The organism is Falsihalocynthiibacter sp. BN13B15 (assembly GCF_041205415.1).
In the GTDB taxonomy this organism is placed as follows: domain Bacteria; phylum Pseudomonadota; class Alphaproteobacteria; order Rhodobacterales; family Rhodobacteraceae; genus Falsihalocynthiibacter; species Falsihalocynthiibacter arcticus.
This window is the reverse complement of sequence record NZ_JBGFCE010000003.1, coordinates 252,139-274,231: the sequence shown is the minus strand read 5'-3', so window position 1 is coordinate 274,231 and position 22,093 is coordinate 252,139. Positions and strand designations below refer to the sequence as shown.

General features: G+C 53.8%; 18 protein-coding genes. 5 read left to right on the top strand and 13 right to left on the bottom strand.

Annotation, left to right across the window (positions count from 1 at the left end; translation table 11 throughout):
• The 6 genes from AB9F26_RS06575 to AB9F26_RS06550 form a co-directional block, all read right to left on the bottom strand.
• Nucleotides 1–1,734 carry a glycerol-3-phosphate dehydrogenase/oxidase gene (locus tag AB9F26_RS06575; RefSeq protein ID WP_369767650.1) on the bottom strand — a complete coding sequence of 578 codons (1,734 nt, stop codon included), beginning with the start codon at nucleotides 1,732–1,734 and terminating at the stop codon, nucleotides 1–3.
• Between the two features lie 59 nt (nucleotides 1,735–1,793).
• Complete coding sequence (locus AB9F26_RS06570) at nucleotides 1,794–2,789, bottom strand: aldo/keto reductase (RefSeq protein WP_369767649.1); 996 nt, start codon at nucleotides 2,787–2,789, stop codon at nucleotides 1,794–1,796.
• Nucleotides 2,779–3,759 carry a sugar-binding transcriptional regulator gene (locus AB9F26_RS06565; RefSeq protein ID WP_335586068.1) on the bottom strand — a complete coding sequence of 327 codons (981 nt, stop codon included), beginning with the start codon at nucleotides 3,757–3,759 and terminating at the stop codon, nucleotides 2,779–2,781. Before AB9F26_RS06565 ends, AB9F26_RS06570 begins: the two co-directional genes overlap by 11 nt.
• A gap of 11 nt (nucleotides 3,760–3,770) precedes the next feature.
• On the bottom strand, nucleotides 3,771–4,766 hold the full coding sequence (locus tag AB9F26_RS06560; protein ID WP_369755659.1) for an ABC transporter permease: 996 nt from the start codon (nucleotides 4,764–4,766) through the stop codon (nucleotides 3,771–3,773).
• 2 nt (nucleotides 4,767–4,768) lie between these two features.
• Nucleotides 4,769–6,301 (bottom strand): sugar ABC transporter ATP-binding protein, encoded by a 1,533-nt coding sequence (locus AB9F26_RS06555; RefSeq protein WP_369767648.1) that lies wholly within the window; start codon nucleotides 6,299–6,301, stop codon nucleotides 4,769–4,771.
• A gap of 89 nt (nucleotides 6,302–6,390) precedes the next feature.
• Complete coding sequence (locus AB9F26_RS06550; protein WP_039003648.1) at nucleotides 6,391–7,407, bottom strand: substrate-binding domain-containing protein; 1,017 nt, start codon at nucleotides 7,405–7,407, stop codon at nucleotides 6,391–6,393.
• 295 nt (nucleotides 7,408–7,702) lie between these two features.
• Here AB9F26_RS06550 and AB9F26_RS06545 point away from each other — a divergent pair, with 295 nt between their 5' ends.
• A complete protein-coding gene (locus AB9F26_RS06545; protein ID WP_369767647.1) occupies nucleotides 7,703–8,587 on the top strand; it encodes a sulfotransferase domain-containing protein in 885 nt (294 codons plus the stop codon).
• 71 nt (nucleotides 8,588–8,658) lie between these two features.
• On the opposite strand, the gene proB is transcribed toward AB9F26_RS06545, so the two are convergent.
• Entirely contained in the window at nucleotides 8,659–9,819 is a 1,161-nt protein-coding gene (gene proB, locus AB9F26_RS06540) for a glutamate 5-kinase (RefSeq protein ID WP_369767646.1), read from the bottom strand.
• Between the two features lie 273 nt (nucleotides 9,820–10,092).
• Between proB and proC the strand changes: the two genes are divergently transcribed.
• From proC to AB9F26_RS06525, 3 genes are all read left to right on the top strand, one after another.
• Nucleotides 10,093–10,872, top strand: coding sequence for a pyrroline-5-carboxylate reductase (gene proC / locus AB9F26_RS06535; RefSeq protein WP_369767645.1), 780 nt, complete (start codon nucleotides 10,093–10,095; stop codon nucleotides 10,870–10,872).
• A gap of 38 nt (nucleotides 10,873–10,910) precedes the next feature.
• Complete coding sequence (locus AB9F26_RS06530; RefSeq protein WP_369767644.1) at nucleotides 10,911–12,191, top strand: glutamate-5-semialdehyde dehydrogenase; 1,281 nt, start codon at nucleotides 10,911–10,913, stop codon at nucleotides 12,189–12,191.
• 225 nt (nucleotides 12,192–12,416) lie between these two features.
• The gene (locus AB9F26_RS06525; protein WP_369767643.1) at nucleotides 12,417–15,224 is read left to right on the top strand and encodes an AMP-binding protein; all 2,808 of its coding nucleotides are present in this window, start codon (nucleotides 12,417–12,419) and stop codon (nucleotides 15,222–15,224) included.
• 4 nt (nucleotides 15,225–15,228) lie between these two features.
• Here the strand turns inward: AB9F26_RS06525 and AB9F26_RS06520 are convergent, their stop codons facing one another.
• Nucleotides 15,229–15,993 (bottom strand): SDR family NAD(P)-dependent oxidoreductase, encoded by a 765-nt coding sequence (locus AB9F26_RS06520; RefSeq protein ID WP_369767642.1) that lies wholly within the window; start codon nucleotides 15,991–15,993, stop codon nucleotides 15,229–15,231.
• Nucleotides 15,994–16,337: 344 nt separating this feature from the next.
• On the opposite strand from AB9F26_RS06520, the gene AB9F26_RS06515 reads away from it, so the two are divergent.
• Nucleotides 16,338–16,907, top strand: coding sequence for a hypothetical protein (locus AB9F26_RS06515; protein WP_369767641.1), 570 nt, complete (start codon nucleotides 16,338–16,340; stop codon nucleotides 16,905–16,907).
• Nucleotides 16,908–16,931: 24 nt separating this feature from the next.
• Here AB9F26_RS06515 and AB9F26_RS06510 read toward each other — a convergent pair whose 3' ends face one another.
• From AB9F26_RS06510 to AB9F26_RS06490, 5 genes are read right to left on the bottom strand one after another with little or no spacing between them, the layout of a single operon-like run.
• A complete protein-coding gene (locus tag AB9F26_RS06510; protein ID WP_369767640.1) occupies nucleotides 16,932–17,786 on the bottom strand; it encodes a carbohydrate kinase family protein in 855 nt (284 codons plus the stop codon).
• Entirely contained in the window at nucleotides 17,783–18,841 is a 1,059-nt protein-coding gene (locus tag AB9F26_RS06505; protein ID WP_335586058.1) for a sn-glycerol-3-phosphate ABC transporter ATP-binding protein UgpC, read from the bottom strand. The genes AB9F26_RS06510 and AB9F26_RS06505 overlap by 4 nt, the downstream gene beginning before the upstream one ends.
• 2 nt (nucleotides 18,842–18,843) lie before the next feature.
• Complete coding sequence (argH, locus tag AB9F26_RS06500; RefSeq protein ID WP_335586057.1) at nucleotides 18,844–20,322, bottom strand: argininosuccinate lyase; 1,479 nt, start codon at nucleotides 20,320–20,322, stop codon at nucleotides 18,844–18,846.
• Nucleotides 20,319–21,188 (bottom strand): carbohydrate ABC transporter permease, encoded by an 870-nt coding sequence (locus AB9F26_RS06495; RefSeq protein ID WP_369767639.1) that lies wholly within the window; start codon nucleotides 21,186–21,188, stop codon nucleotides 20,319–20,321. Before AB9F26_RS06495 ends, argH begins: the two co-directional genes overlap by 4 nt.
• Entirely contained in the window at nucleotides 21,188–22,075 is an 888-nt protein-coding gene (locus AB9F26_RS06490) for a sugar ABC transporter permease (RefSeq protein ID WP_335586055.1), read from the bottom strand. Before AB9F26_RS06490 ends, AB9F26_RS06495 begins: the two co-directional genes overlap by 1 nt.
• Nucleotides 22,076–22,093 lie beyond the last annotated feature (18 nt).

Genomic DNA, 22,093 nt, shown 5'->3' with positions numbered 1-22,093 from the left:
TCATTTCCTTATGTTGTTTCGGTTGTCCAGCACGAGTGGCGACACATCGTGAAAGTCGTCTAGCTCCGTGAGGAGCGCCGCGCGCTGGAGGGATGTTTCTTTGGGCGACCACTCAAGGTGCTGCGCCAAAATTTCACTAATTTGGTCGATAATCTCCGAACTGATCTGTCCTGTGATTGCCAAAACCGTACGCCGCAATACGACATCGGCCAATGTGACCACGAACTCATGTTCCGCGAGATAGGCAATTTCGCCGTGGGTGTAATTTGAGCCTACGACAAGGGGTGCGTCGTTCGGATATTGGTCACAATATTCCAGTATTTTGCGCGCCCCCGTCCCATAAGAGGCCGCCAAATGTGCGGCGCGTTCGGGTGTTATTTTATATTCCTCGACAAGGGTTTTTCGTGCCAAGGCCTGCGCGGGTTCGTCCTGTGCATCGGCGCAGCCTTTGCCCCCACCAATGGCCAGATTTCGGGTCGAAACGGTGCGCGTGGCCCCGAGTTCTGCAAGAACGTCATCGGTTGTCTGCTCGGCAAACGCGCGAAAAGTCGTCCATTTTCCACCCACCATACAGAATTGTGGAACGTGGCCATCCAAACGTTTCGTCGCATGGCCACGCGAAATGCGTCCGGTGAAATCTTGGGTGCTTTTTGGCAACGGGCGTATGCCGCTATAACTAAAGGCGATTTGGTCTTTGGAGACATTAAGGTGGGGAAAAACCCGCGCAAGGGACGCCAGAATATAGTCGCGTTCCTTGGGCGAACATCGCACGCGTACGGGTTCATCCACACGAATATCAGTCGATCCCGCGAGGACTTTGCCAAGGTAGGGAAACACGATGCAAACCCGACCATCTTCGTTCTCAAAATAGATCATATGCCCATCAAGAGCTGTCATAAGATCTGGATTATCGAGGATTAAATGCGACCCTTTGGTGCCCGAAACCAGCGGCTCTTTGGTGCGTGCCTCTGGGTCGAGAGCGGCAATTGTCTGATCAAGCCATGCTCCCGTGGCGTTCACCAAAGCGCGGCCCGTGATTTGAAAACGCTCGGAGCCCAAATTATCTTTGACCGTAAATCCACCCTCTGACGGGGATAATTCCGCGTAATTGAGCGCGATGGCGTTCGGGTTTGCCGCACGGGCGTCTTGGATCAACTCCAAACCAAGCCGTTCCGGATGGCTTATCCATGCATCATAAAATGTGGCCGAACACCGCAAACCCTGCATCAACCACGGGCGCTCTTTGCGGGTGGTTTTAGCGCTGTGAAATTGATGTTTTGGCAGGGTACGGTTTCTGCGCGTCACCCAATCATAGAGCGACAGGCCCAGTTTGATCGGCAAGGCACCGCGCCGTGAGGGTTGGCCAGAACCGCCCAGAAATGAGGTCGCGGCGTTCATCGTTCCGGTGAACCACGACGTGATCGGAATGGTGGTGGGTAACGGGCGCACATAATGCGGCGCGTTGCGCAACAAGGCGTCCCGTTCCGTGATGGATTCCTGAACGAGGTTGAATTCCCCGTTCTCAAGATAGCGCAAGCCGCCGTGGATCATCCGCGATGGCGCCGCACTGCACCCCGAGCAAAAATCGTTTCGCTCAACCAAAAGTACCCGAAGCCCTTGCAACGCAAGATCGCGAAAAACTCCGATGCCATTGATACCACCGCCCAGAATAATGACGTCAAAATCTGGATTTTGGGCCAATGCGTTTTTGCTGTCTTGGCGTTGAAAAGACATAACTTCTCCGTTTACCGAAACAGGTTCCGGCATCATTTAGTTTGCACGTAGCAGGCGGTTTATGCGTCTAGGTTTTGTAAATGTTGGTCAGCGGCAGTATTAATGGTTGTTAAATCCGACGCACTTAGGCGCAGGCGTCCAGCGTTTGCATTTTCACGGGCTTGTTCGACATTTCGTGCGCCACAAAGAGAGAACGTGATGCCGGGCTGTTGGAGCGTCCAAGCAATCACGGTTTGGGCAAGTGTGGCGTCGTGGTGCTCTGCAATCGGCGTAATTTCATCCATCAATGCTTTGATTTTCTTGCGGTTATCTTGCGAGAACCGTGGATTGTCCTTACGCTGGTCATCGCCTTCAAACTGACGATCCGGCGTCATTTTTCCCGACAAAAGCCCTAAGGCGAGCGACGAGTAACTCAAAACCGACACGCCATTCTCGCGCGCAATCGGCAACAGGGTTTTTTCGATGCCACGTTGCACCATGCTGTATTCTTCTTGGATGCTATCAAGCTGCCCTGCCGCAATATAAGCGTTTACGTCTTCTGGGCTGGTGTTGCTCGCACCAATAGAGCGAATTTTGCCCTGTTTTTTCAAGAGTTCCAGCGCTTCCATCGTCTCGTCAATAGGCGTTGTCGGATCTTGCCAATGGGTGATGTAATGGTCGATATAATCGGTGCGCAAACGCGTAAGGCTTTGTTCTACCTCATAGATAATGGCATCTTTGCCCAAGTAACGATGTACCGGCGTGCCGTCGATATCAAAGAAATGGTTGCCCTTTTGCGTGTGCCAAACGAGGCCGCATTTGGTAACAAGAACGACTTTGTCGCGCCGTGTTTCGATGGCCTTTCCAACGATATCTTCGGCCACGCCCTGCCCGTAAGCGGGGGCCGTGTCGATCAGGCTTACGCCCTCGTCAATCGACGCATGAATGGCTGCAATGGATTTGGCTTCGTCCGTTCCGCCCCACATCCAGCCACCAATCGCCCACGTGCCAAGGCCAATCGCCGAGGCCTCAATGCCACTTTTCCCAAGGGTTCGCGTTAGCATATCATGCAACATTGTCTGATCTCTTTTCATTATTTAAAACTGTTAAAGCGGTTTCTTCATCCATGACCAAAGCATCGAGATAACCACCGTTTAGCGCCGCGCGAATAGGCCGCGCTTTTTCCTGTCCCGAGGCGACACCGATCGTGCGGCCACATCCTGCGAGATCGTTTGGGTTGAGCGCCACGAGGCGGTTATTGAGCGGGTAATCGGCAACTTCGCCGTTGTCGCGAATGAGATGCGCCATCAATTCCGCCGCGACTCCAACGCCGACAAGCATTTTTCGATCTGATTCGGGAACCGGGTTCAAGTCATAGTAGCTCGATCCAGCAGGCTCCATGGAACCGACCCCTAAAAGGGCCACATCTGCCCTGCGTGCCAGATCAAAAACATCCTTCACAGGGCCAATTTCCAAGATCATGTCCCGCTGGCCGCGGGTTTCTGCAAACAAGGGTGCGTGCACCAACATGGCCTTGCCGCCAAGTCGTTCGGCCATTTTCGTTGCAAGGTGGTTCACATCGGTGAAATATTTTCCCTGCACCCCACCCGTCAGCGGCACCACCGTCACATCGCGCAACGTATCCGGCAATAGATTGTTGATGACCGCACTCACGGCCTTCCCGCCAGTAATCGCAATCACATCGCCATCACGCACGGTTTCAAGCAAGAGATTGGCCGCAGCACGCCCCACTTGTTGCAAGGTCGTATCGGGATTTCCCGAGGCCGTGGGGGTGATCACAGCGCCCGTTAAACAGGTCGAGGCAATCAAGCGATTTTCATAGTCAATCAAATGTTGAAACCGGCTTTCGATGTCGATTTTAACCATACCCATTTTGCGGCCCTGCGCGATCAATCGGTTCACTTTTGACGTCGAGAGATTGAAGCGCGCTGCAATTTCAGATTGCTTGAGCCCTTCGATAAAATGAAGCACAAGGACCGCTTGGATTTGGCGCGCAGTTTCATAATTGGGACTAGAGGCATTCATAATCTACGCTCCTAATGTTTGCGGTTTTTGTTCATATAGTGATCGAGGGTGACGGCGACCAACAGGATCGAGCCGCGAATAATGTCCTGCCAATAGACCGACACATCCAAAAGCGCCAGGGAACTAGACACGACCGAAAGCAAGACCACCCCCAGAATAGCGCCCAAAATGGAGCCCGTGCCGCCGTTCAGACTGGCCCCCCCGATGACCGCAGCAGCGATCACATTCAGCTCCATTCCAAGCCCAAATGTGGGCTGGGCCGACCCAAAGCGCGACATATAAATGATACCCGCAACACCACATAGGGCGGAACAAAGGGTCGTCGTTAGGAACACCACTTTCTTGGTGCGAATACCGGAATAGGCGGCGGCGCGTTCGTTGCTTCCGGTGTAAAACACCTTGCGAAACAGGGTTGTGCGCCGCAAAAGATAATCAAACACAATCACTGTGATAACGAAGATAATGATTACTAACGGTATCGGTCCAATAGACCCCTGCCCGATGAATTTGAACTCTGGCGGCAAGGTGAACAAGCCAAGCGGACGCCCCCCCGTGCCCAGCAAACACACGCCACGCGCAATCACCATAACCGCAAGCGAAACAATGAAATGGTGCAAACCGACGCGGGTCACAAAGAACCCCATGATCGCGCCAATGCCGGTGCAAACCGCAATCGCAATCGCCGAGGCGACCCAAGGATCAACCCCCGCCAAGAACAGCCAGCCCGCAACAACCATCGCCAGCGCCGTGACCGATCCGACCGAAAGATCGATACCGCCGGAAATCAACAGAATGGTCATACCGATGACCACAATCCCCTCAACGGCGAAGGCCATCACCATGGCCCGCATGTTAATCCACGTCAGGAAATAGGGCGACGCAAAGGACATCACCACGAACATAACGAGGATAATCCCGATCAGACCGGTTTCCCGCATGCGTAACATCCGCCCCAAGAAACCGTGGGTAACAGGCATATCTGTTTCTGTTAATGTGGAAGTTTTCACCGTCATATTCCCTTATTTTCGTTCAAGCTGCTTGCGTCTAAAACAGAGGCCAAGCGCATGATATTTTTTTCCGTCAATTCGTCGCCCGTGACTTCGCCGCTGATACGGCCCTCGCGCACAACCATCACCCGATCACAAAGGCCAATTAACTCCGGCAGTTCCGATGAAATGACAACAATCCCGACGCCCGACCGCGCCAAACCGCGCAGAATGGCGTGTATCTCTACTTTTGCGCCCACATCCACGCCGCGCGTTGGCTCGTCTAAAAAGATCAGGCGCGGGTCGACGGACAGCATTTTGGCGATGGCCACTTTTTGTTGATTTCCCCCCGAAAGCGAGGAAACTGGATCGCTCAATCTGCCGTATTTCAGGTTGAGCTTCTTGCCCAAAGCGGCGGCTTGCTTTTCTTCTGCGGGCACACTGATGATACCCGTTGGCGTGGCCACTTGGGTTAAATTGAGCGCCGAAACATTGGCCGAGATCGCCATATCAAGGAAAATTCCGTCGCCTTTGCGGTCTTCAGAAAGATAGACCACACCCGCCTCGATGCTCTCGCGATAATCTTTTGGTTTCAGGGGCGCAGATTTGAGTGTCGTTTCACCCGTCACTTCGGTTTCCAAACGGCAAACACCCTTGGCAATTTCGCTGCGCCCTGCCCCAATTAGCCCGCCGATCCCGAGGATCTCACCCTTCTTGAGTTGGAAGTTTACATCAAAAAAGCGCTTCCCATCCGAGAGGTTTTGCACATCAAGAATGATCTCGTCTGTGGCCTCCTCGGGGGATAATTTCTCTGGGTAGAGCGTATCAATCACCCGTCCAACCATGGCATTCACCACGTCTCCGGGCGTAATTTCGGCGACATTTCGGGTCTCAATGAACTCCCCGTCGCGAAAGACAGTGACGCGGTCGCAATTATCGAAAATTTCGACCATGCGATGCGAGATATAGACAATCGCAATGCCCTGATCTGCGAGTTTACGCATAATTCCAAACAGAATTTGCGCTTCTTTTTCGGTCAACGCGGCGGTGGGTTCATCCAAAATTAGAACCCGACAATCCAGTGTCAGCGCCTTGGCAATTTCCACCAACTGTTGGTTTGAAATCGACAAATCCCGCACCATTGTCGAGGGCGATATCGTACAAAGTTGTGAAAGCACTTTGTTAGCTTTGTTGTGCAACTCTTTGTAATTCATCAGAAAAGACGAACTCATATTCGTCGCAGACATGAAAATATTCTCGGCGACATTTACATCGGGACAGAGGGCAATTTCCTGATGCACAAACCCGATACCGAGTTGTTGCGCACGTGTTGGCGACGTAATTATTTCGGCTTTTCCGTCAATCAGGATTTCGCCGCTGTCTGGCTGTAGGATCCCATCGATGATGTTCATCAATGTCGACTTCCCAGCACCGTTCTCGCCCGCCAATGCATGAATTTCACCTTTGCGCAGGTCGAAATTCACGCCCTTCAAAGCCCGTATTGGCCCGAAAGACTTGGTGACATTTGAGATTTTAAGAAGCAGTTCTTCGGTCATGGAATTTGCTACTACCTGAGTTGAATTTAAGGGGGTGGCGCCAGAGGCCCGTTGTTTTCCGGCGCCACCAATAGAAAGTGCAGTCCGAATTACTTCGGATCGCGACCTTCCATGTAGACATTCAAGTCAAAGCTGTCGGCGTTTTCTTGGGTGATCACAGCAAATCCGTTGTCAACGAAGGGAATTTGCACGGGATTGAAGCCCGACGTTTTGTAATCGTTGAACGGATCGAACACACCGTCATGTGCGGCCAAAAATACACCCATAAAACCCATGAAACCCTGCATGCCTTGATTTGGGTTGAGCGCCATGTGGATGTTGCCCGCTTTGATGTGTTCCAGCGTGGCTGGGGTAACATCGGCATGCATAATCAAGACATCGGCTTTGGCTTCTAGGATCGCCGCAACTGCGCCTTCTGCGGAACCCGCTTCAGGGATCCAGATCGCGCCGAGATTTGGGTTTGCTTGCACGATGGACGCCGTGGCACGATAGGCCGCGTTGCTGTCCTGATTGGTTGCCTGACGACCGACCAATTTCATGTCGGGATAATGCTCTTCCATATAGGAAATAAGCGCTGTTACTCGCAAATCGTGGTTGGATTGGCCTGGATTTTCAAGCACTGCATATTCAGCCTCGGCACCAATTTGGCTGACGATTTCTTCTGCCGCGAATTTGGCTTCGGCAAGGTTGTCAGACGTAATATAGGCGGTGCGGTTTGATTTGGGTGAATCCGCGGCGAATGTCGCGACTTGCGTGCCGTTTTCGATCGCACGGTTGATAGGTTCGATGAACGGGTCAGACTGCATGGGATGCACAAGAATACCGGCGGGAGCCTTTACCATATCCTGCTCAAACGACGCGATTTGTTTGGCGATATCGTAGTCTGGTGTGCCTGAGAAAACCGTATCACAACCAAAAGCTGCGGCGGCTTGTTTGAAGCCTTGATAGACAGGGACCCAATAAGGGTGGCTCGAAACCATCACGTTCATGATATAGGTTTCGCCGGGTTCGCAGGCCAATGTACCTTCTGCTGACACAGACGATGTAGAGGCACAGAGCGCCATTACACCTGAAACGATCAAACCTTTTGTACTCATTCTCTTCATATTATCCCCTCCCAAGGCAAAATGGCCAAATGACCACTAGGTTGACATGAAATACACCGTGTCGGCAAGAAATTTCATGTACCAAAATTTATTTCGGTAAGCCATTTGCCCGCCCGCACCTCGATTCGTCAACGAAGGGTGGGAATAAACGCGTAAACTGAAATTTATTTCATCACGTCGATTGCTCACCGTTGTTAAGCTGTGACAATTCACCCGATTTCGGGTATATAGGGCGCAATTGCGGCCTCGATGATTTTGAATTCCTGATTTGTTTGTTTAAAAAGAGGATTGAGAAATGCGTGATCAATTTCCAAGCCCAAGCCAAGTTTACAACTCCGATGTGAGTAATTCGGATATTTGGTCGCGTTTTGATAACCGCCCCGATGATGTCTTTGTCTGTACCCCGCCCAAAAGCGGCACGACTTGGATGCAGTCGATATGTGGTATGTTGATATTCGGCGACCCAGAGGTAAATCCCGGCATTGGCACGATTTCGAAATGGTTGGACAGTAAATTCAACGATGAAAAAGAATTGATGGACACCCTGAAGGCACAAACGCATCGCCGTTATATTAAAACCCACACGCCGCTGGATGGCATAACTTACGACAAGAATTGCACCTATTTGTCGGTGCACCGGCATCCGATCGATGTGGTTTTTTCGGCGCAAAACCACATCAAAAATATGGCCAACGGCACCCTAGATAAATTTATCGCAGACGATATCAACGAAGGCTTTCGAACCTTTGTGGAAACCCCGTTTTCACCGTTGCAAAATGGCGGGGAATCCCTCGAAGGATTGGCCCTTCACTTCAAAAGTTTCCACAACGGGCATGCGTGCGCCAACATTCACATGTTTCACTATGCAGATATGGTCCGCGACCTTAGGGGGGCGGTCTCGAATTTGTCGGAAATATTGGAGTGCAACGATGACGACGATTTGATTGACGCCATTGTGGAGGCCGCGACCTTCTCTAGCATGAAAAAGAATGCGGACAAATTTGCGCCGTCTGCCGACAGAGGGATTTGGAAAGACAACGCCCAGTTTTTTGAAAGCGGTACGAGCAATAAGTGGGAAGGTATTCTGAGCGCCGAAAACTTGTCTTTGTATGACGCCAAAATGAAGGAGTTTCTCACACCTAAGGAAAGAGCGTGGTTCGAATTCGGCTCCAAGGGATAGGCCTGTTTGGCAGCAAAAAGGCGCGGCAACCCAATGCCACGCCCAATTCTATGTCTAAATAGCCCTAAGGGTTACAATTGCACGACGATTTTCTGGTCATCCTCGGGCGCATCATGCTGGAGATGGTTTTCTTCGAGAACCAGTATGTTTTCTGCCGCGATGATGTCACTTTTGGTCTTGTACCCAATCAGGTCCTCGACGGGCATATCCAAATGGCGCGCCACCAGCATGGTTTCCTCGGACGAGAAGTTCGTGAGGCCACGGGCCACCTCATCCCCGTCTTCGGTGTAGACGTGCAGCACATCGCCCTTGGTGAAGTCGCCTTGGATGGAAATCACGTCGCTGCGGGTGATCCCACAGTCACCGGCAATTACAGAGGCCGCCACTTCGTTTGAAATAACCAGCGTCCCTGCGACCTGCAGACGGTTGCTGAGCCAAACTTTGAGCGGCGAGGCCTTTTCACCCGTTACAAGACAGCGTGTATAGCGACGCTCGTTTTTCAGGACAGAGGAGACGGGCCGCTCAATAATCCCTTCGGCGATGATTGTTTCAACACCGGCGTTCTGTGCCATGTTGGCGGCCTGCATTTTGGTTAACATGCCGCCGCTGCCCAATGCACTAATACCAGTGGTGGACTCCAGATGCTCGGTGACATCCTCAATTTCCGAGATGAACACGGCATCGGGGTCGGAGGGATCACGGTCATAAAGCCCCTCGACACTGGTCAGGATGACCAGAAGATCGGCTTGAACCATTTGGGCCACTTTGGCAGAAAGACGGTCGTTGTCCCCCACCCGCAAGTCACGCGTCGCGACGGAATCGTTTTCGTTGATGATCGGCATGATGTCGTTTTCAAACAACCGCAACATGGTGTTTTTGATGTTCAGGAAGCGGCGCCGCTCTTCCATGTCCTCGACCGTCACCAGCATTTGCGCGACTTCCATGTCATGCTCGGAGGCGACCTGACGATAGGCATTCATCAAGAGCGGCTGTCCACAGGCGGCGGCCGCCTGCTTGTCCAAAATGCCCGCATCTTCGGGCCGTTTACCGACCATATTCAACCCAAGTGCCACTGACCCAGAGGACGTCAGAATAATGTCGTGACCTTCTTTTTGAAGTTGAGCAAGATCGCTCAATAATCCGTTCAAGAAAGCATAGCGCAGGGTCAGTTTTTCGCTGTTTGCCAGTAGACTAGATCCGATTTTAACAACGATTTTCTTTTTCTTCGCCATGGTAGGTCTCCGATATCTTTTTGTTTTGAAAGGATAAAATGTGAACGGTTTGCGTCTTGCGACGCTGACCTGTAGCACTAACCCTTTCATTGATTCGGTGCGTTATACCACGTCCGCAACATGAGAATGCAAACAGGTCGCTGCTCTAGCCCGCCCAAAGAGGCGCGTTATGGACGTTCAGCGATGGGATGAAAAACTGGGCGGGCCGACATCTGCATGCTGCAATGCAGCGCGACGGATGCACGGGGCCAGCCCACGTAAAGGGAGACACAGATGAACATACTTCTGATTGGATGCGGCAAAATGGGGGGCGCGATGTTGCGCCAGTGGGCCGCCAGAGATGAGAACCAGTTTACCGTTGCCGACCCTGCCGCCACCGGCCTTCCAGACGGCGTTACCCATGTGACGGACGCAGCAGATGTGCCCGCCGGTGTCTTTGATGTGGTTCTAATCGCGATCAAGCCACAGATGATTGTTGATGTGCTGCCCGACTATGTGCATGCGTTGAAAACGGGTGGATGCTTTGTGTCCATCGCTGCGGGCTGCAGCATCGAGACGGTCGCGAAAATTGTGGGCGATGCGGCGATCATTCGCGTCATGCCAAATATGGCTGCGATGGTTGGCCTTGGCGTTTCTGGCATTTACTCCAATGACGCCTGTTCCAAACAGCAAGTTACGGACGTGACCGCATGGATCGCCCAAACAGGTAGCTGTGTGCAACTGGCCAACGAGGACGAGATCGATCGTTTAACCGCCGTCAGTGGCAGCGGTCCGGGCTATGTTTTCGAATTAATGCGCAGCTATGTTGCCGCCGCGAAATCCGTAGGGTTTGATCAAGAAACCGCGGAGAAGCTGGTTTTTGACACCATCACGGGCGCCGTTGAAACGGCCCGTCAGTCGGAGTCTTCCCTTGAAGAGTTGCGAAATTCGGTGACCAGCAAAAACGGTACAACGCAAGCTGGGCTGGAGGCGTTGATGCACGACGGCCAGCTGCACGCGCTTTTCGAGAATACCGTACAGGCCGCCTATCGCCGCGCCGCCGAACTGAAATAGAAACGGCCTTCGAGCCGCCGTTTTAAGGAGACACGAGAATGGATGACATGAGCACACCTACGGAAGAGATGAACGTTGAAACCCTCGTCGCAGACCTTGGCCAGCGCGCCAAGGCTGCGGCACGCGGCCTCGCTATGGCAACATCAGATCAGCGCAATCTAGCCCTCACAGAGGCCGCTAAAGCTTTACGCGCCCGCGCCTCCGAGATCCTGCAAGCCAACGCCAAGGATGTCGACAGTATCCGTGATAGCGGCAAGGACGCAGCCTTCGTAGACCGCCTTACCTTGACCGAAGACCGCGTGGCAGGCATGGCCGACGCGCTTGATGCGATTGCCGCCCAAGACGACCCGCTTGGCCGTACCCTCGCGACGTTTGATCGCCCCAATGGCCTCAAAATCAACCGAGTCAGCGTGCCCATTGGCGTCATCGCGATGATCTATGAATCGCGCCCGAACGTGGGATCAGATGCAGGGGCCCTATGTGTGAAATCCGGTAATGCCGTTATTTTACGCGGCGGTTCGGAAAGTTTGTATTCCTCGCGCGTGATTGTCGCTTGTTTGGCGCAAGGGTTGAAGGCGGCGGGCCTGCCCGAGGACGCCGTGCAATTGGTGAACACGCGGGATCGAGAAGCGGTGAAACTCCTGTTGCACAGCATCGATACCGTCGATCTTGTTATTCCGCGCGGTGGCCGTGGGCTGGTATCGCTGGTGCAAAAAGAAGCGCGGGTACCGACGTTGCTGCATCTCGATGGCAACAACCACACCTATATCCACGAAAGCGCCGATCTTGATATGGCTGTGGGCATTGTCCAAAACGCCAAGATGCGCCGGACAGGAATTTGTGGCGCGACCGAATGCGTGGTGATCGACCGCAGTGTCGCAACAAGGGTCCTGCCCCATTTGGCGCAAGCCCTCGTAGACTGTGAGTTGCGTGGGGATGCTGAAGCTAAAAAAATCCTGCCGGACTTAATTCCCGCGACTGATGAAGACTGGAATACCGAGTATTTGAGCAACATCATGTCGGTGAAAATTGTCGACGATTTGCAAGACGCCATCGCCTTTGTGCAGGCGCACTCCTCGGGTCACACCGATGCGATCGTGGCCGATGACATGGCGGCCGCTACGGCCTTCATGACCTCTGTGGATTCCGCCGTGGTGATGCACAATGCGTCGACCCAATTCTCGGACGGCGGCGAGTTTGGCATGGGTGCGGAAATCGGAATCGCAACGGGCAAAATGCACGCGCGCGGACCCGTCGGAGCAGAGCAGCTCACGAGCTTCAAATACCTCGTCTTCGGCAATGGACAGCAACGGCCCTGAGGAAATTAAGGAACCTGCGCCACCTCAAAATGGTGCGCAGGTTGCGTATCTGTGGGGCAAACGCAGCAACAATCCGTTTCACGCGGGCATCATCGATAGCCGCGTGAAACGATTTAAAATCGCTTGGCATCTTGACCTTCTTGTCCAAAATCAAGATACCAAGTTTATGTCGCATATGGGACGAATAAGGTCGTTTCTTGTTTCGCGAATGACTTGGATTTTTCATTGACCCAGACCACAACAGTCCCGAGAAAACTGGCGCAAGCGCTGCAGGATCATGCCGATTTGACGGCCCTCGCGGACTGCGACCTAACCCTCAGTTATGGGCAATTGGCGGATTGCATTGATCGGCTGGCAATTCACCTTCCGTCAATCGGCACCGTTGCGATTTTTGGCAAGCCCTCCGTTATTTTCGGCGCGGTTGCAACGGCTTGCGTGGTTCTGGGGCGTCCTTTCGTTCATCTTGATCCAGCGATGCCAACAGATGTTTTAACAAATATCGTCGCCGAGCTCTCGATTGACGTGGTGTTCCTGTGCCAAGCGCCCAAGGCTGGCCAATTGCCCGCGACCTGCCAGAGTATCGACGCTCCAACAATCCTGAAAACCCCCGCAAACAGGCCGCCACAACCGATCGTTGCGGCGGATGTCGCGCCAGATGATATAATTTATGTGGTTGCGACCTCAGGCACCACGGGCAAGCCGAAATGCATCCCCGTGACACATCAATCTGCCCACCTGTCGTATGAGTGGCGCGATGAATTTACGCCCTATGATCCACAGCACACCGTCGGCATTTATATCTTTGCGATCTGGGAAATGTTTCGCCCCCTGCGGGATGGCGCGAAACTCTGTTTTCCGCGTTTTAATGAACTCCTGAACCCCGATGATCTTGCGGCGTTCCTGACCCGTCACACCGTGACCGAGATGCTTTTCACCCCCTCCGCGCTTGAAAAAATCCTCCAGACCACGACCGCCGAGGTGACCCAAAATGTGCCCCTGCAACGGGTGATTTTGAATGGCGAAGTTGTGAGCGATGATTTGGTTGCGGCGGTACGGGAAAAACTGCCAAACGTCACGCTCTGGAACCTCTATAGCATTTGCGAAACCCACGATATTTCGATGACCAAAGTGTCGGGGCCGCAAGGCCGTGCGGGGGCTGCTTCCGTGGGCGTTTCGATGCCACATATCAAGGCGGTGGTTCTGGATGATAACGATCAAATCTGTGCCGCGGGGCAACCTGGATTGCTGCATTTCGAAGGCCCAAGGATGCTCGGCCCCGGTTATGTGAACCGCCCTGAGGAAACGGCGCTGCGGTTTCGCGAGTTGACCCTGAATGGCCAGTTTGCGCGCCTTTATGATACGGGTGACCAAGGATATATAGCCGCGGATGGCAGCATACATGTGATGGGCCGCGTGGCGCATATGCTCAAGCTGCGGGGGCATAGCATACAAACCCGCGATCTGACGGAATCGCTGCATAGTTTCGTGGCCTTTTCGCAGGGAGTGCCATGGATTCAAGAGATAGATGGTCAAGGCAAAGCTCTCGTGCTCTATTATTGCGCCAACCCCGCACAGTCAGCCGAAAACCGTGCGAAATGGGGACTTGAAGCGGGCGAAAGTCGGCTTCCTGCCGCGCTCTCCCAAGCCCTGCGCGCGGAATTGCCTTTCTACTGTATTCCAAGCTTTTTGGTGCAGCTTGATACTATGCCCGTCAATGCGGTCTCGGGAAAATGCGATTACAATGCCCTGCCCAGAATTAACGCAATCCTTGCCGACGATGCGGCCACAACCGACGTCTTACCAACGGTCGCAAAAGCTGCTGAAATCATGTGCTGCCCTGCCGCGACACTCGATCCCAGCCTGTCGTTTCACGACCAAGGCGGCGACTCCCTGATGGCGGTGAATCTCCTCCTCGCTCTTGAGGCCGTCTATGGCTGTCGCGTCGATTTCGACTTTGCGCTGAACGTTCCCTTGGGGCGTTTGCACGATATTCTCTCGTCATCTGCAACCCGACCACAAGCGCACGGCAGCTTCAAACGCTCGGGTATTTTACTGACGGGGGCCACGGGGTTCCTCGGCAGTCGAGTGATGGCCGCCGCCGCGCGGTCTTTGCCGGACGGCGATGTCATCTATTGCCTCATCCGCCCCAAACGCCGCGACGCAATCGACCGATTGCACGCGATTGCAGCCGAACAGGGCGTGGATTCCGCGCGGTTGGTCCTTATTCCCGCAGCACTTGAAGACGTGCATTTCGGCCTTGATACCGCCGATTATGAAACTCTCACATCCCGCGTCCGCAGCGTGATTCATTGCGCGGCGATGGTAAACCTCGCGGTCGATCGCAATCATATGGAGGTCTGGTCACAGGCTGGCATCGCCAATATTCTTCAGTTTTGCCACGATGCTTTTGCTGATTTGCGGTTCTCGTCCACTTCAGCGGTTTTTGCCGATACAGGAGGCCCTTACGATGAGGCCGCGACAGCGATTTATCCACATTGTTCGGGATATGGCGCGGCCAAAATCGAGGCCGAACATCAGATCGCCAAGTCAGGCGTGGCGGCGGCAATTGTCAGGTTGCCGTCTTTGTATGATCTGGACGCGCCCAACAGCAAAGACATCTATGAGGTCATTATGGCCGCTTGCTCCCAAATCAAGGCCGTTCCCGAAGGCTTTGCTTTTCGAATGATCGATGTTCACGCGGCGGCACGGTTTCTCGCCGATCTGATCCCCACCGATGGGGCGCGGTATTTTAACCTGACGCCAAATCAATACGCCACAACGGCACTATTGCCAGAGGTCGCAGAAATTGCCGTGATCCCCGTTGAGAATTGGCTGCGCGCAGCGCCCTTGTCCGATGCGGAACGGGCCCTCATTGCCTCGGACCTCACAGCACTAAAAGCAACAGCAACCCTGACCCACGACGCCGCACAAAAAATGTGGGAGGGCATAACGGAGCAGTCGTTTGCGTCTCTTTCTAGCCCCGCCGAACTTTTGGCCCGACGGGTTATTCCTCGCGCGAAATCAGTGAATTAACACCCTACCAAAGCGATCCCGCGTTAACTTGAATGTCTTCCATGGTGATCGCTCGTCCAGCATCGCTCACAATGAAGGCTACAAGCTCGGCTATCTCTTCGGGTTGTACGAGCGCGCCTTGTGGATTGGAGGCTTCATATTTCGCCTGTACCTCAGCGCGCGTGGCGTCCGTTTCGGCCACTTCCTGATCGACAAAATGTTTGAGCATTTCTGTCTCAACCCAAGTTGGGCTGATGCTGATGCAGGTAATCCCATGCGCGGCGCCCTCAAGGCTGACACAGCGTCCCAAGCCCAAAAGACCCGCCTTGGACGCGCAATAAGCTGCATTGTCGATCATGCCATTGTGCGCCGCGACAGAGGCGAGGTTTATGATCCGGCCCCAGCTTTGTGCCTTCATCAATGGCATCACCGCGCGGATCATTTTAAACGTGCCGGTCAGGTTGGTGTCAATCGTATCGTCCCAAAGCTTGTCGGAATGATCAATAACGCTCGCTTCTTCATAGACGCCAGCCGTGTTGACCAAAATATCCACTTTGCCATGCGAGGCCACGACGTCCCCCACAAACTTAGCAACGCTTTCGCTGTCGCGCACATCAAGCGGCGCAACGTGAATTGGCGCACCAACCGCGGCATGTAGCTTCGCCACGACCTCCGCGTCACCACCGCGCCGCGCCCCAATGCAAACCACCGTTCCAGAGGCATGTAACCGCTTGGCAATCGCAAGGCCCATGCCCGACAGGCCACCACTGATGATCGCAATTTTTTTCATATCTCGTTCCGCCTATTCGTCGTTGCACGATTGGTCGCCCTTCGTCTTATGTCGAGGTAGGCGGTAAATTTCAATCAACGAATAAGCTTGCTAAAATGGCGGGTATTGCATCAACCACGATGCCGCGCGATATTTGATTGCTGTCGCACAATGAGGCTACAAAATCGACATTGCTCACGAATGCGTTACCGAAAGGTCGCATCCCTTGTTTATCGAACTGTTACAATTATGTGTGGTGGCCGCTTCCTTGATATCAAATAATTGAGCCCCCACCGATGTACACTTTTTTGTCCGGTAACAGCCGCAGACTATGGTATTGGCTACGCATTGCATTTGCGATGGGAATGGCTGTCGTGGTGGTCGGAGTTGCGAACCAAATCTTCCCCTTAAATACAAATGAGGATGGCTTTATTGAGGCGGCGGAGTTGATCGTCATTATCGGCATGGTGCTCGCCTGGGCCATTGCCGCAGTGAAGGCCGCGCCAAGCCATGTCGAGTTTCGCGCTGGCATCGTGGCCATTTGCCTAACGTTCACCGCCGTTTCCTTTGCGGGGGTTGGGCGCGAAACGACTTGGGGTGCGATATACGGACTGGACCCCGCAACCGTGAATGTCTTGATGATGGCGTCTGCGATAATCGTGATTTTGTTGCTTGCAGGCGCCTTTACACTGATCGTGACGCACCTCAAGGTCTCCAAAGCTTTCCTAAGGAACTTCATCACGTCGCGCCCGATGGGTTGGATTCTATGTGGGTTCATATTGTTTGCCATTGGCGCGGCGTTTGAGGAAAACTTTTTAAAGGTCGAGCCGCATCAACTTTTCGAGGAAGTCTTCGAGTTCTTGGCCTATTTCTGTATTATTTTCAGCGCCGTATCACTCGTCTCGACGCTGGGCGTCAAACATTCCTCCAGTTAATGACAGCGAAGGAATGAGCACGTCTTAGCCCCGTTTCAAATAGCTCGCACCACCAAGGGATTGCACCGCCGCGGACCCGCAGGCGTTGCCTTTGGCCAAGCATTCGCTCAACGGGGCTTGCTCTAGCCAACACGCTAAGAAACCCGCGTTAAACGAGTCGCCTGCACCGGTGGCATCAATGACCTCAACTTGGGCGGTGGTGCTGTGGGTCCAAGCGCTGTCTGTTAAGGCCCGCGCACGGGCGCCATTCTTGCCGCATTTCACAACGGTGAGCGGCGCGCAGACTTCTGGTACGCCGATGGCCACAAGGGCGGCAGCCTCGCTTTCGCTGGGCAAAAATACGTCAACGGCGGCGATTAACGCGGCCACATCTGCATCGAACACGTCCTGCCAACCACAATCCAGCGAAACCGTAAGCCCTGCGGCCCGCGCGTGGTCCAGCAAGGAGGGCGTTTCACGTAATGTACTTAATTCGCCGATGTGCAAATGTGAGAAGCCCGTAAAATCAACCACCGCCGGATCAGGGGTGGCAGGACCATCGGCGCGGGTCAAAAAGGCGCGATCCTCCGCGTTGGCCATCACGACGGTTATCTGTGGATCGGTGCCAATAGCGGCGCGTTTACAGTCGGTTGCGGCAATCCCGTGCGCGTTCATATCCGCCAAAACGGTCGCATCGAACGGCGCGGCAGGCAGGGTCGAAAACTGCCGAACCGGATGCCCCAAAGCAACAAAAGTGGCCCCCGTAATGAAGGCCCCTCCTCCCGCATGCAAGGAAAGTTTTGGCGCAAAAACCTCGGTTCCAGCCGTCGGAAGACGGGGCGTGTTTGCGAAAACCAGATCACAGTAGAGCCTACCGGCACACATGATCGGCTTCTTCATGTCAGCGCCTCTCCACTTTCGGTGTCAAAGACATGCAGGTTTTCGGCATCCGCACCAAGGTGCACCGTTTCCCCGACTTCGGGCGGCGTTCTGCCATCTGCTTTGGCGATGATTTCGCCGGAGGGTGTTTCGACATAAATCAAGGTCTCAGACCCCAAAGGCTCGCGCAGAACAACCTTGCCTGTGAGAATCGGATTTGCGCTAGCAGGATGCAGATCATCTGGACGAACACCCAAAAGAACACTTTGGTTTTTGTTCGCGGTGAGCGTCGGCACATTGACGGTTTGACCAGAGGCAAGCGTCACGACCGTGCCGTCAATTCTCCCTTCCAACAAGTTCATAGAGGGCGCACCGATGAAGCGTGCCACAAAGGTATTTGCGGGTTTGTGGAACACCTCGGCAGGGGTTCCGACCTGCTGAATATGCCCGTCTTTCATGATGACAATCCGGTCGGCCATGGTCATGGCTTCGACCTGATCGTGGGTCACGAAAATAATTGTATTGCCAACCCGTTGGTGGAGTTTTTTGATCTCAAGCCGCATTTGCGTACGCAGTTGCGCATCAAGGTTCGAGAGGGGTTCGTCAAACAAGAACACCGCAGGATCACGCACCATCGCGCGCCCAATCGCAACCCGTTGGCGTTGGCCGCCAGACAGTTGGTTGGGTTTGCGATCAAGCAGATTGACCATATCAAGAATTTCGGCAACTTCTTGAATACGCTTCTCTTTATCTGCCTTCGGCATCTTAGAGGACCGCAAACCAAAGGCGATATTCTTTTTGACCGACATATGCGGATAGATTGCATAGTTCTGGAAAACCATCGCGATATCGCGTTCTTTGGGCTCAAGATTGTTTACTTCGCGCCCGCCGATTTCGATGATACCTGAGGAGGTTTCCTCAAGCCCCGCGATCATCCGCAGGGTCGTCGATTTACCACAGCCAGAAGGGCCAACAAAGACCACAAATTCGCCATCGGCAACATCCAGAGAGATGCCATGCAGCACCTCTGTTTTGCCGTAAGATTTCGTTAGGTTACGCAGGGCAAGATTGGCCAAGGTCAGATCTCCAGCAGTTGAGTGAAGGCATTGGTGCGAGCGGTATCGGCGGTGGAAATGCGCTGTTTTCGCATATCGCCGGAAGTGCAGAGGGTTTGCGTGGCGCGCGCACTGTCATCGAGCGCGCTTGTTAGTGCCGCAGGGGCTGGGCCGCCGATGCGATCTCGCAACGCCACGAAATTTTCAGGGCTAACTGCCGTGCGAAACGCTGTGTCGTCCATTACCGTTGCGCGGTCTGTCGCGGTTTGAAATGCCGCCTGAAATGTGGTGAACCCCTCGGAAAGTGGCGCACCGTCAAGGTTGCGAGCAACATGGGCCGCGATCTCGTGGGCTTGACGAAAGGTCAGCCCCGCGTCGCGCACAAGCGTATCGGCAAGCTCGGTGATCGTGATGCTCGCGGCATCGGTATTGCGTCGCACTTTTGCGGCATTGATTGAACACGCAGGGAGGAAAGAGGTTAGAAGTTCGAGCACCCGACCGCCACTTTCAAACGCCGCATAGCCCGCTTGTTGCACCTCGCCTTCGCTGTCGTTCATATCGGTGAACGGCGTGTTGTGCATCGTGTTCACCACCATATCGCAGCGTCCACAAGTGACGGACGCAAGGTGGCGCATATGTTCAATCGGCACCGGATTGCGCTTTTGCGGCATGATCGAACTGACCTGCACCAGCGCGTTGGGCACATAGAGTTGCGCCACTTCGAAGCTGGACCAGAAAGCCAGATCTTGCACCACGCGCCCCAAATGCAGGAACACAAGTTTAACGGCGGAATAGAGCCCCGTGACGTAATCCACACTGGCGATACAGCCGTAGGAGTTTACCAGCGGCCCTTCAAATCCAAGCAACTCCGCCATGCGGGTGCGGTCGATAGGGAACCCAGAGGTGGTGATCGCGGCGGCGCCCATTGGACTGTGGCCGAGGTTGTCGATCGCAGCGGACAGACGTTCGCCGTCTCGGTTCAATACTTCGATCATTGCCGCAAGGTAGTGGCCAAAAGTCGTTGGCTGCGCAGGTTGGCCGTGGGTATAGGCGACGATCAACGTGTCGGCCTCTGCGCGCGCTTTTTCGATCAGCGCATCAGTTAAGGTTGTAAGCTGATCCAGCATTGCTTCGGCGCGGGTGCGCAATGCCATTTTGAACAGCGTATGATCCATGTCGTTGCGGGATCGCGCGGTGTGCAGCGCCCCGCCAAGGTCGCCCAAGCGACGGCGCAACTCGGCCTCCACAAAGAAGAAATAATCCTCGTATTCGCCCGTATAAGTTAGGGCCGCAATATCGGTTTCCGCGTCAATCGCCGCAAGGGCCTGCGCGATTTTGCGCCCGTCCTGTGCCGACAAAATCTTGGTTTCGACCAGCATCACCAAATGGGCGCGGTTGATCGCCGCCATATGGCCTGCATAGTGGGTTTTGACCCCCTCAAACAGCGGTGCAAGCACGGTGTCTTTGTAGGTCGGGTCGGGGAAAATTGAGTGATCTGTCATCCTTTTAGTCCCGCCATTACTACGCCTCTGATAATAAACCGCTGAAAAATGAGGAACACGATCAGCGTCGGAATCGTCGAAATAGCTGCCCCCGTCATAATCAACTCCCACGCCACATCCGCCTCGTCGCCAAAGCCCGACAGGCCAACGGGGATGGTGTACATATCAACCGAATTGGTCACGATCAGCGGCCAAAGGAACGCTGTCCAATTGCCGAGAAACACAAAGATCGCAAGCGCGGCCAACGCGGGTTTCACCAAAGGCATGGCGACCGTCCACCAGATTTGCAGCTCGTTCAACCCGTCAATGCGGGCAGCTTCGATGAAATCATCTGGGACGCTTTCAAAGAACTGTTTCATCAGGAAGGTACCGAACGCGGTCATCAAACCGGGGAACATGATGCCCCAATAGCTGTCCAACCAACCAAACGATTGCGACATCAGATACCACGGGATCACCAACATTTCGGTGGGGATCATCAGCGTCGACAGAATGGCGATGAAAATAATTGTGCGCCCCGGAAAGCGGAATTTGCACAAAGTATAGCCGACAAGACTGTCAAACAGCAGATTACAGATCGTCGTGATTGTGGCGATAATGGTCGAATTCACAAACCACCAATAGAAGCGCCCGTCCTCAAGAACATAGGCGTAGTTATCCAGTGTCGGCTCATCAGGGATAAGGTTGATATTGTAAACTTCATGCGGCCATTTCAGCGAGGTCGAAATCATATAGGCAATCGGCATCACCATGATAATCCCGCCAAAAAACAACAGCAGCCAACGGATGATCTGGCCCATATTGCGTGGGCGTTTCGCGGGTTGCGCCGTTAGTAAAGTTTCGGCGGTGGGAGCGATATGAGACATTATGTGCTCCTCAGCAGGCGGAGTTGAATAAGCGAGACGATCAGCAGGATCGTGAACAAAACAACGGTTTGCGCGGCGGCATATCCCATGTCAAAACCGTTGAATGCGGTGTCATAGATCATCAAAACCAGCGGTTTCGTGGCGTTCAACGGCCCCCCCGGATTATTGGTGGTCATGTTAAAGACGTGGTCGAAAATCCGCAGAAACCCGATGGATGAGAACACAACGATAAACACTATCGTCGGGCGTAACAGCGGCAGCGTGATCTGTGTGAGCACGGTAAACCAGCCCACCCCGTCGATCTTGGCGGCTTCGTAATAGCTGGTCGGGATGGCGCGTATACCCGCCATAAAAATGATCACCTGAAACCCAAGTCCTGCCCAAACGGCAGGCGCCAAAACGGCAGGCAACGCGTTGGTGGTTGAATTCAAGAAGCTGATTTGAGGGATGCCAAAACCAGCGAGGATATTGTTGAACAGTCCAATCGGCACGTCCTGATAAAACCAGCGCCAAACCCACGCCATCGCCACCGCAGAAGTCATAAACGGCAGGAAATACAGCATCCGCAAAAAGCCATGCATGAAGCGCAATTTATCAAGATGGTAGGCAATGATAAAGGAGAGCACGAGACTGATCGGGGTGCCAAGCAACAGGTAAAGAAAGGTATTCTGGAACACTTTCCAGAACACTGCGTCGTTCCAAAGCTTCTCGTAATTATCAAGGCCAGCCCACGTGCGACTGCCCAGTAAGTTCCAATTCTGGAAGCTAATCAGAATCGCGTTTCCCGTCGGATAGAAACGGATGATGCTATAGAAAAGCACGGGAATTGCCAAAAACGCCCAAGCCCATACGATCTGTTTTTGGCGAATAGTGAGGTTGCGATACATGGGGGCCCTACCTTCTTA

What these genes read in the sequence shown, in the direction of transcription:
- AB9F26_RS06575 (WP_369767650.1), bottom strand. Translation starts at nt 1,734, where the DNA reads ATGTCTTTTCAACGCCAAGACAGCAAAAACGCATTGGCCCAAAATCCA.
- AB9F26_RS06570 (WP_369767649.1), bottom strand. Translation starts at nt 2,789, where the DNA reads ATGTTGCATGATATGCTAACGCGAACCCTTGGGAAAAGTGGCATTGAG.
- AB9F26_RS06565 (WP_335586068.1), bottom strand. Translation starts at nt 3,759, where the DNA reads ATGAATGCCTCTAGTCCCAATTATGAAACTGCGCGCCAAATCCAAGCG.
- AB9F26_RS06555 (WP_369767648.1), bottom strand. Translation starts at nt 6,301, where the DNA reads ATGACCGAAGAACTGCTTCTTAAAATCTCAAATGTCACCAAGTCTTTC.
- AB9F26_RS06550 (WP_039003648.1), bottom strand. Translation starts at nt 7,407, where the DNA reads ATGAAGAGAATGAGTACAAAAGGTTTGATCGTTTCAGGTGTAATGGCG.
- AB9F26_RS06545 (WP_369767647.1), top strand. Translation starts at nt 7,703, where the DNA reads ATGCGTGATCAATTTCCAAGCCCAAGCCAAGTTTACAACTCCGATGTG.
- proB (WP_369767646.1), bottom strand. Translation starts at nt 9,819, where the DNA reads ATGGCGAAGAAAAAGAAAATCGTTGTTAAAATCGGATCTAGTCTACTG.
- proC (WP_369767645.1), top strand. Translation starts at nt 10,093, where the DNA reads ATGAACATACTTCTGATTGGATGCGGCAAAATGGGGGGCGCGATGTTG.
- AB9F26_RS06530 (WP_369767644.1), top strand. Translation starts at nt 10,911, where the DNA reads ATGGATGACATGAGCACACCTACGGAAGAGATGAACGTTGAAACCCTC.
- AB9F26_RS06520 (WP_369767642.1), bottom strand. Translation starts at nt 15,993, where the DNA reads ATGAAAAAAATTGCGATCATCAGTGGTGGCCTGTCGGGCATGGGCCTT.
- AB9F26_RS06515 (WP_369767641.1), top strand. Translation starts at nt 16,338, where the DNA reads ATGGCTGTCGTGGTGGTCGGAGTTGCGAACCAAATCTTCCCCTTAAAT.
- AB9F26_RS06510 (WP_369767640.1), bottom strand. Translation starts at nt 17,786, where the DNA reads ATGAAGAAGCCGATCATGTGTGCCGGTAGGCTCTACTGTGATCTGGTT.
- argH (WP_335586057.1), bottom strand. Translation starts at nt 20,322, where the DNA reads ATGACAGATCACTCAATTTTCCCCGACCCGACCTACAAAGACACCGTG.
- AB9F26_RS06495 (WP_369767639.1), bottom strand. Translation starts at nt 21,188, where the DNA reads ATGTCTCATATCGCTCCCACCGCCGAAACTTTACTAACGGCGCAACCC.
- AB9F26_RS06490 (WP_335586055.1), bottom strand. Translation starts at nt 22,075, where the DNA reads ATGTATCGCAACCTCACTATTCGCCAAAAACAGATCGTATGGGCTTGG.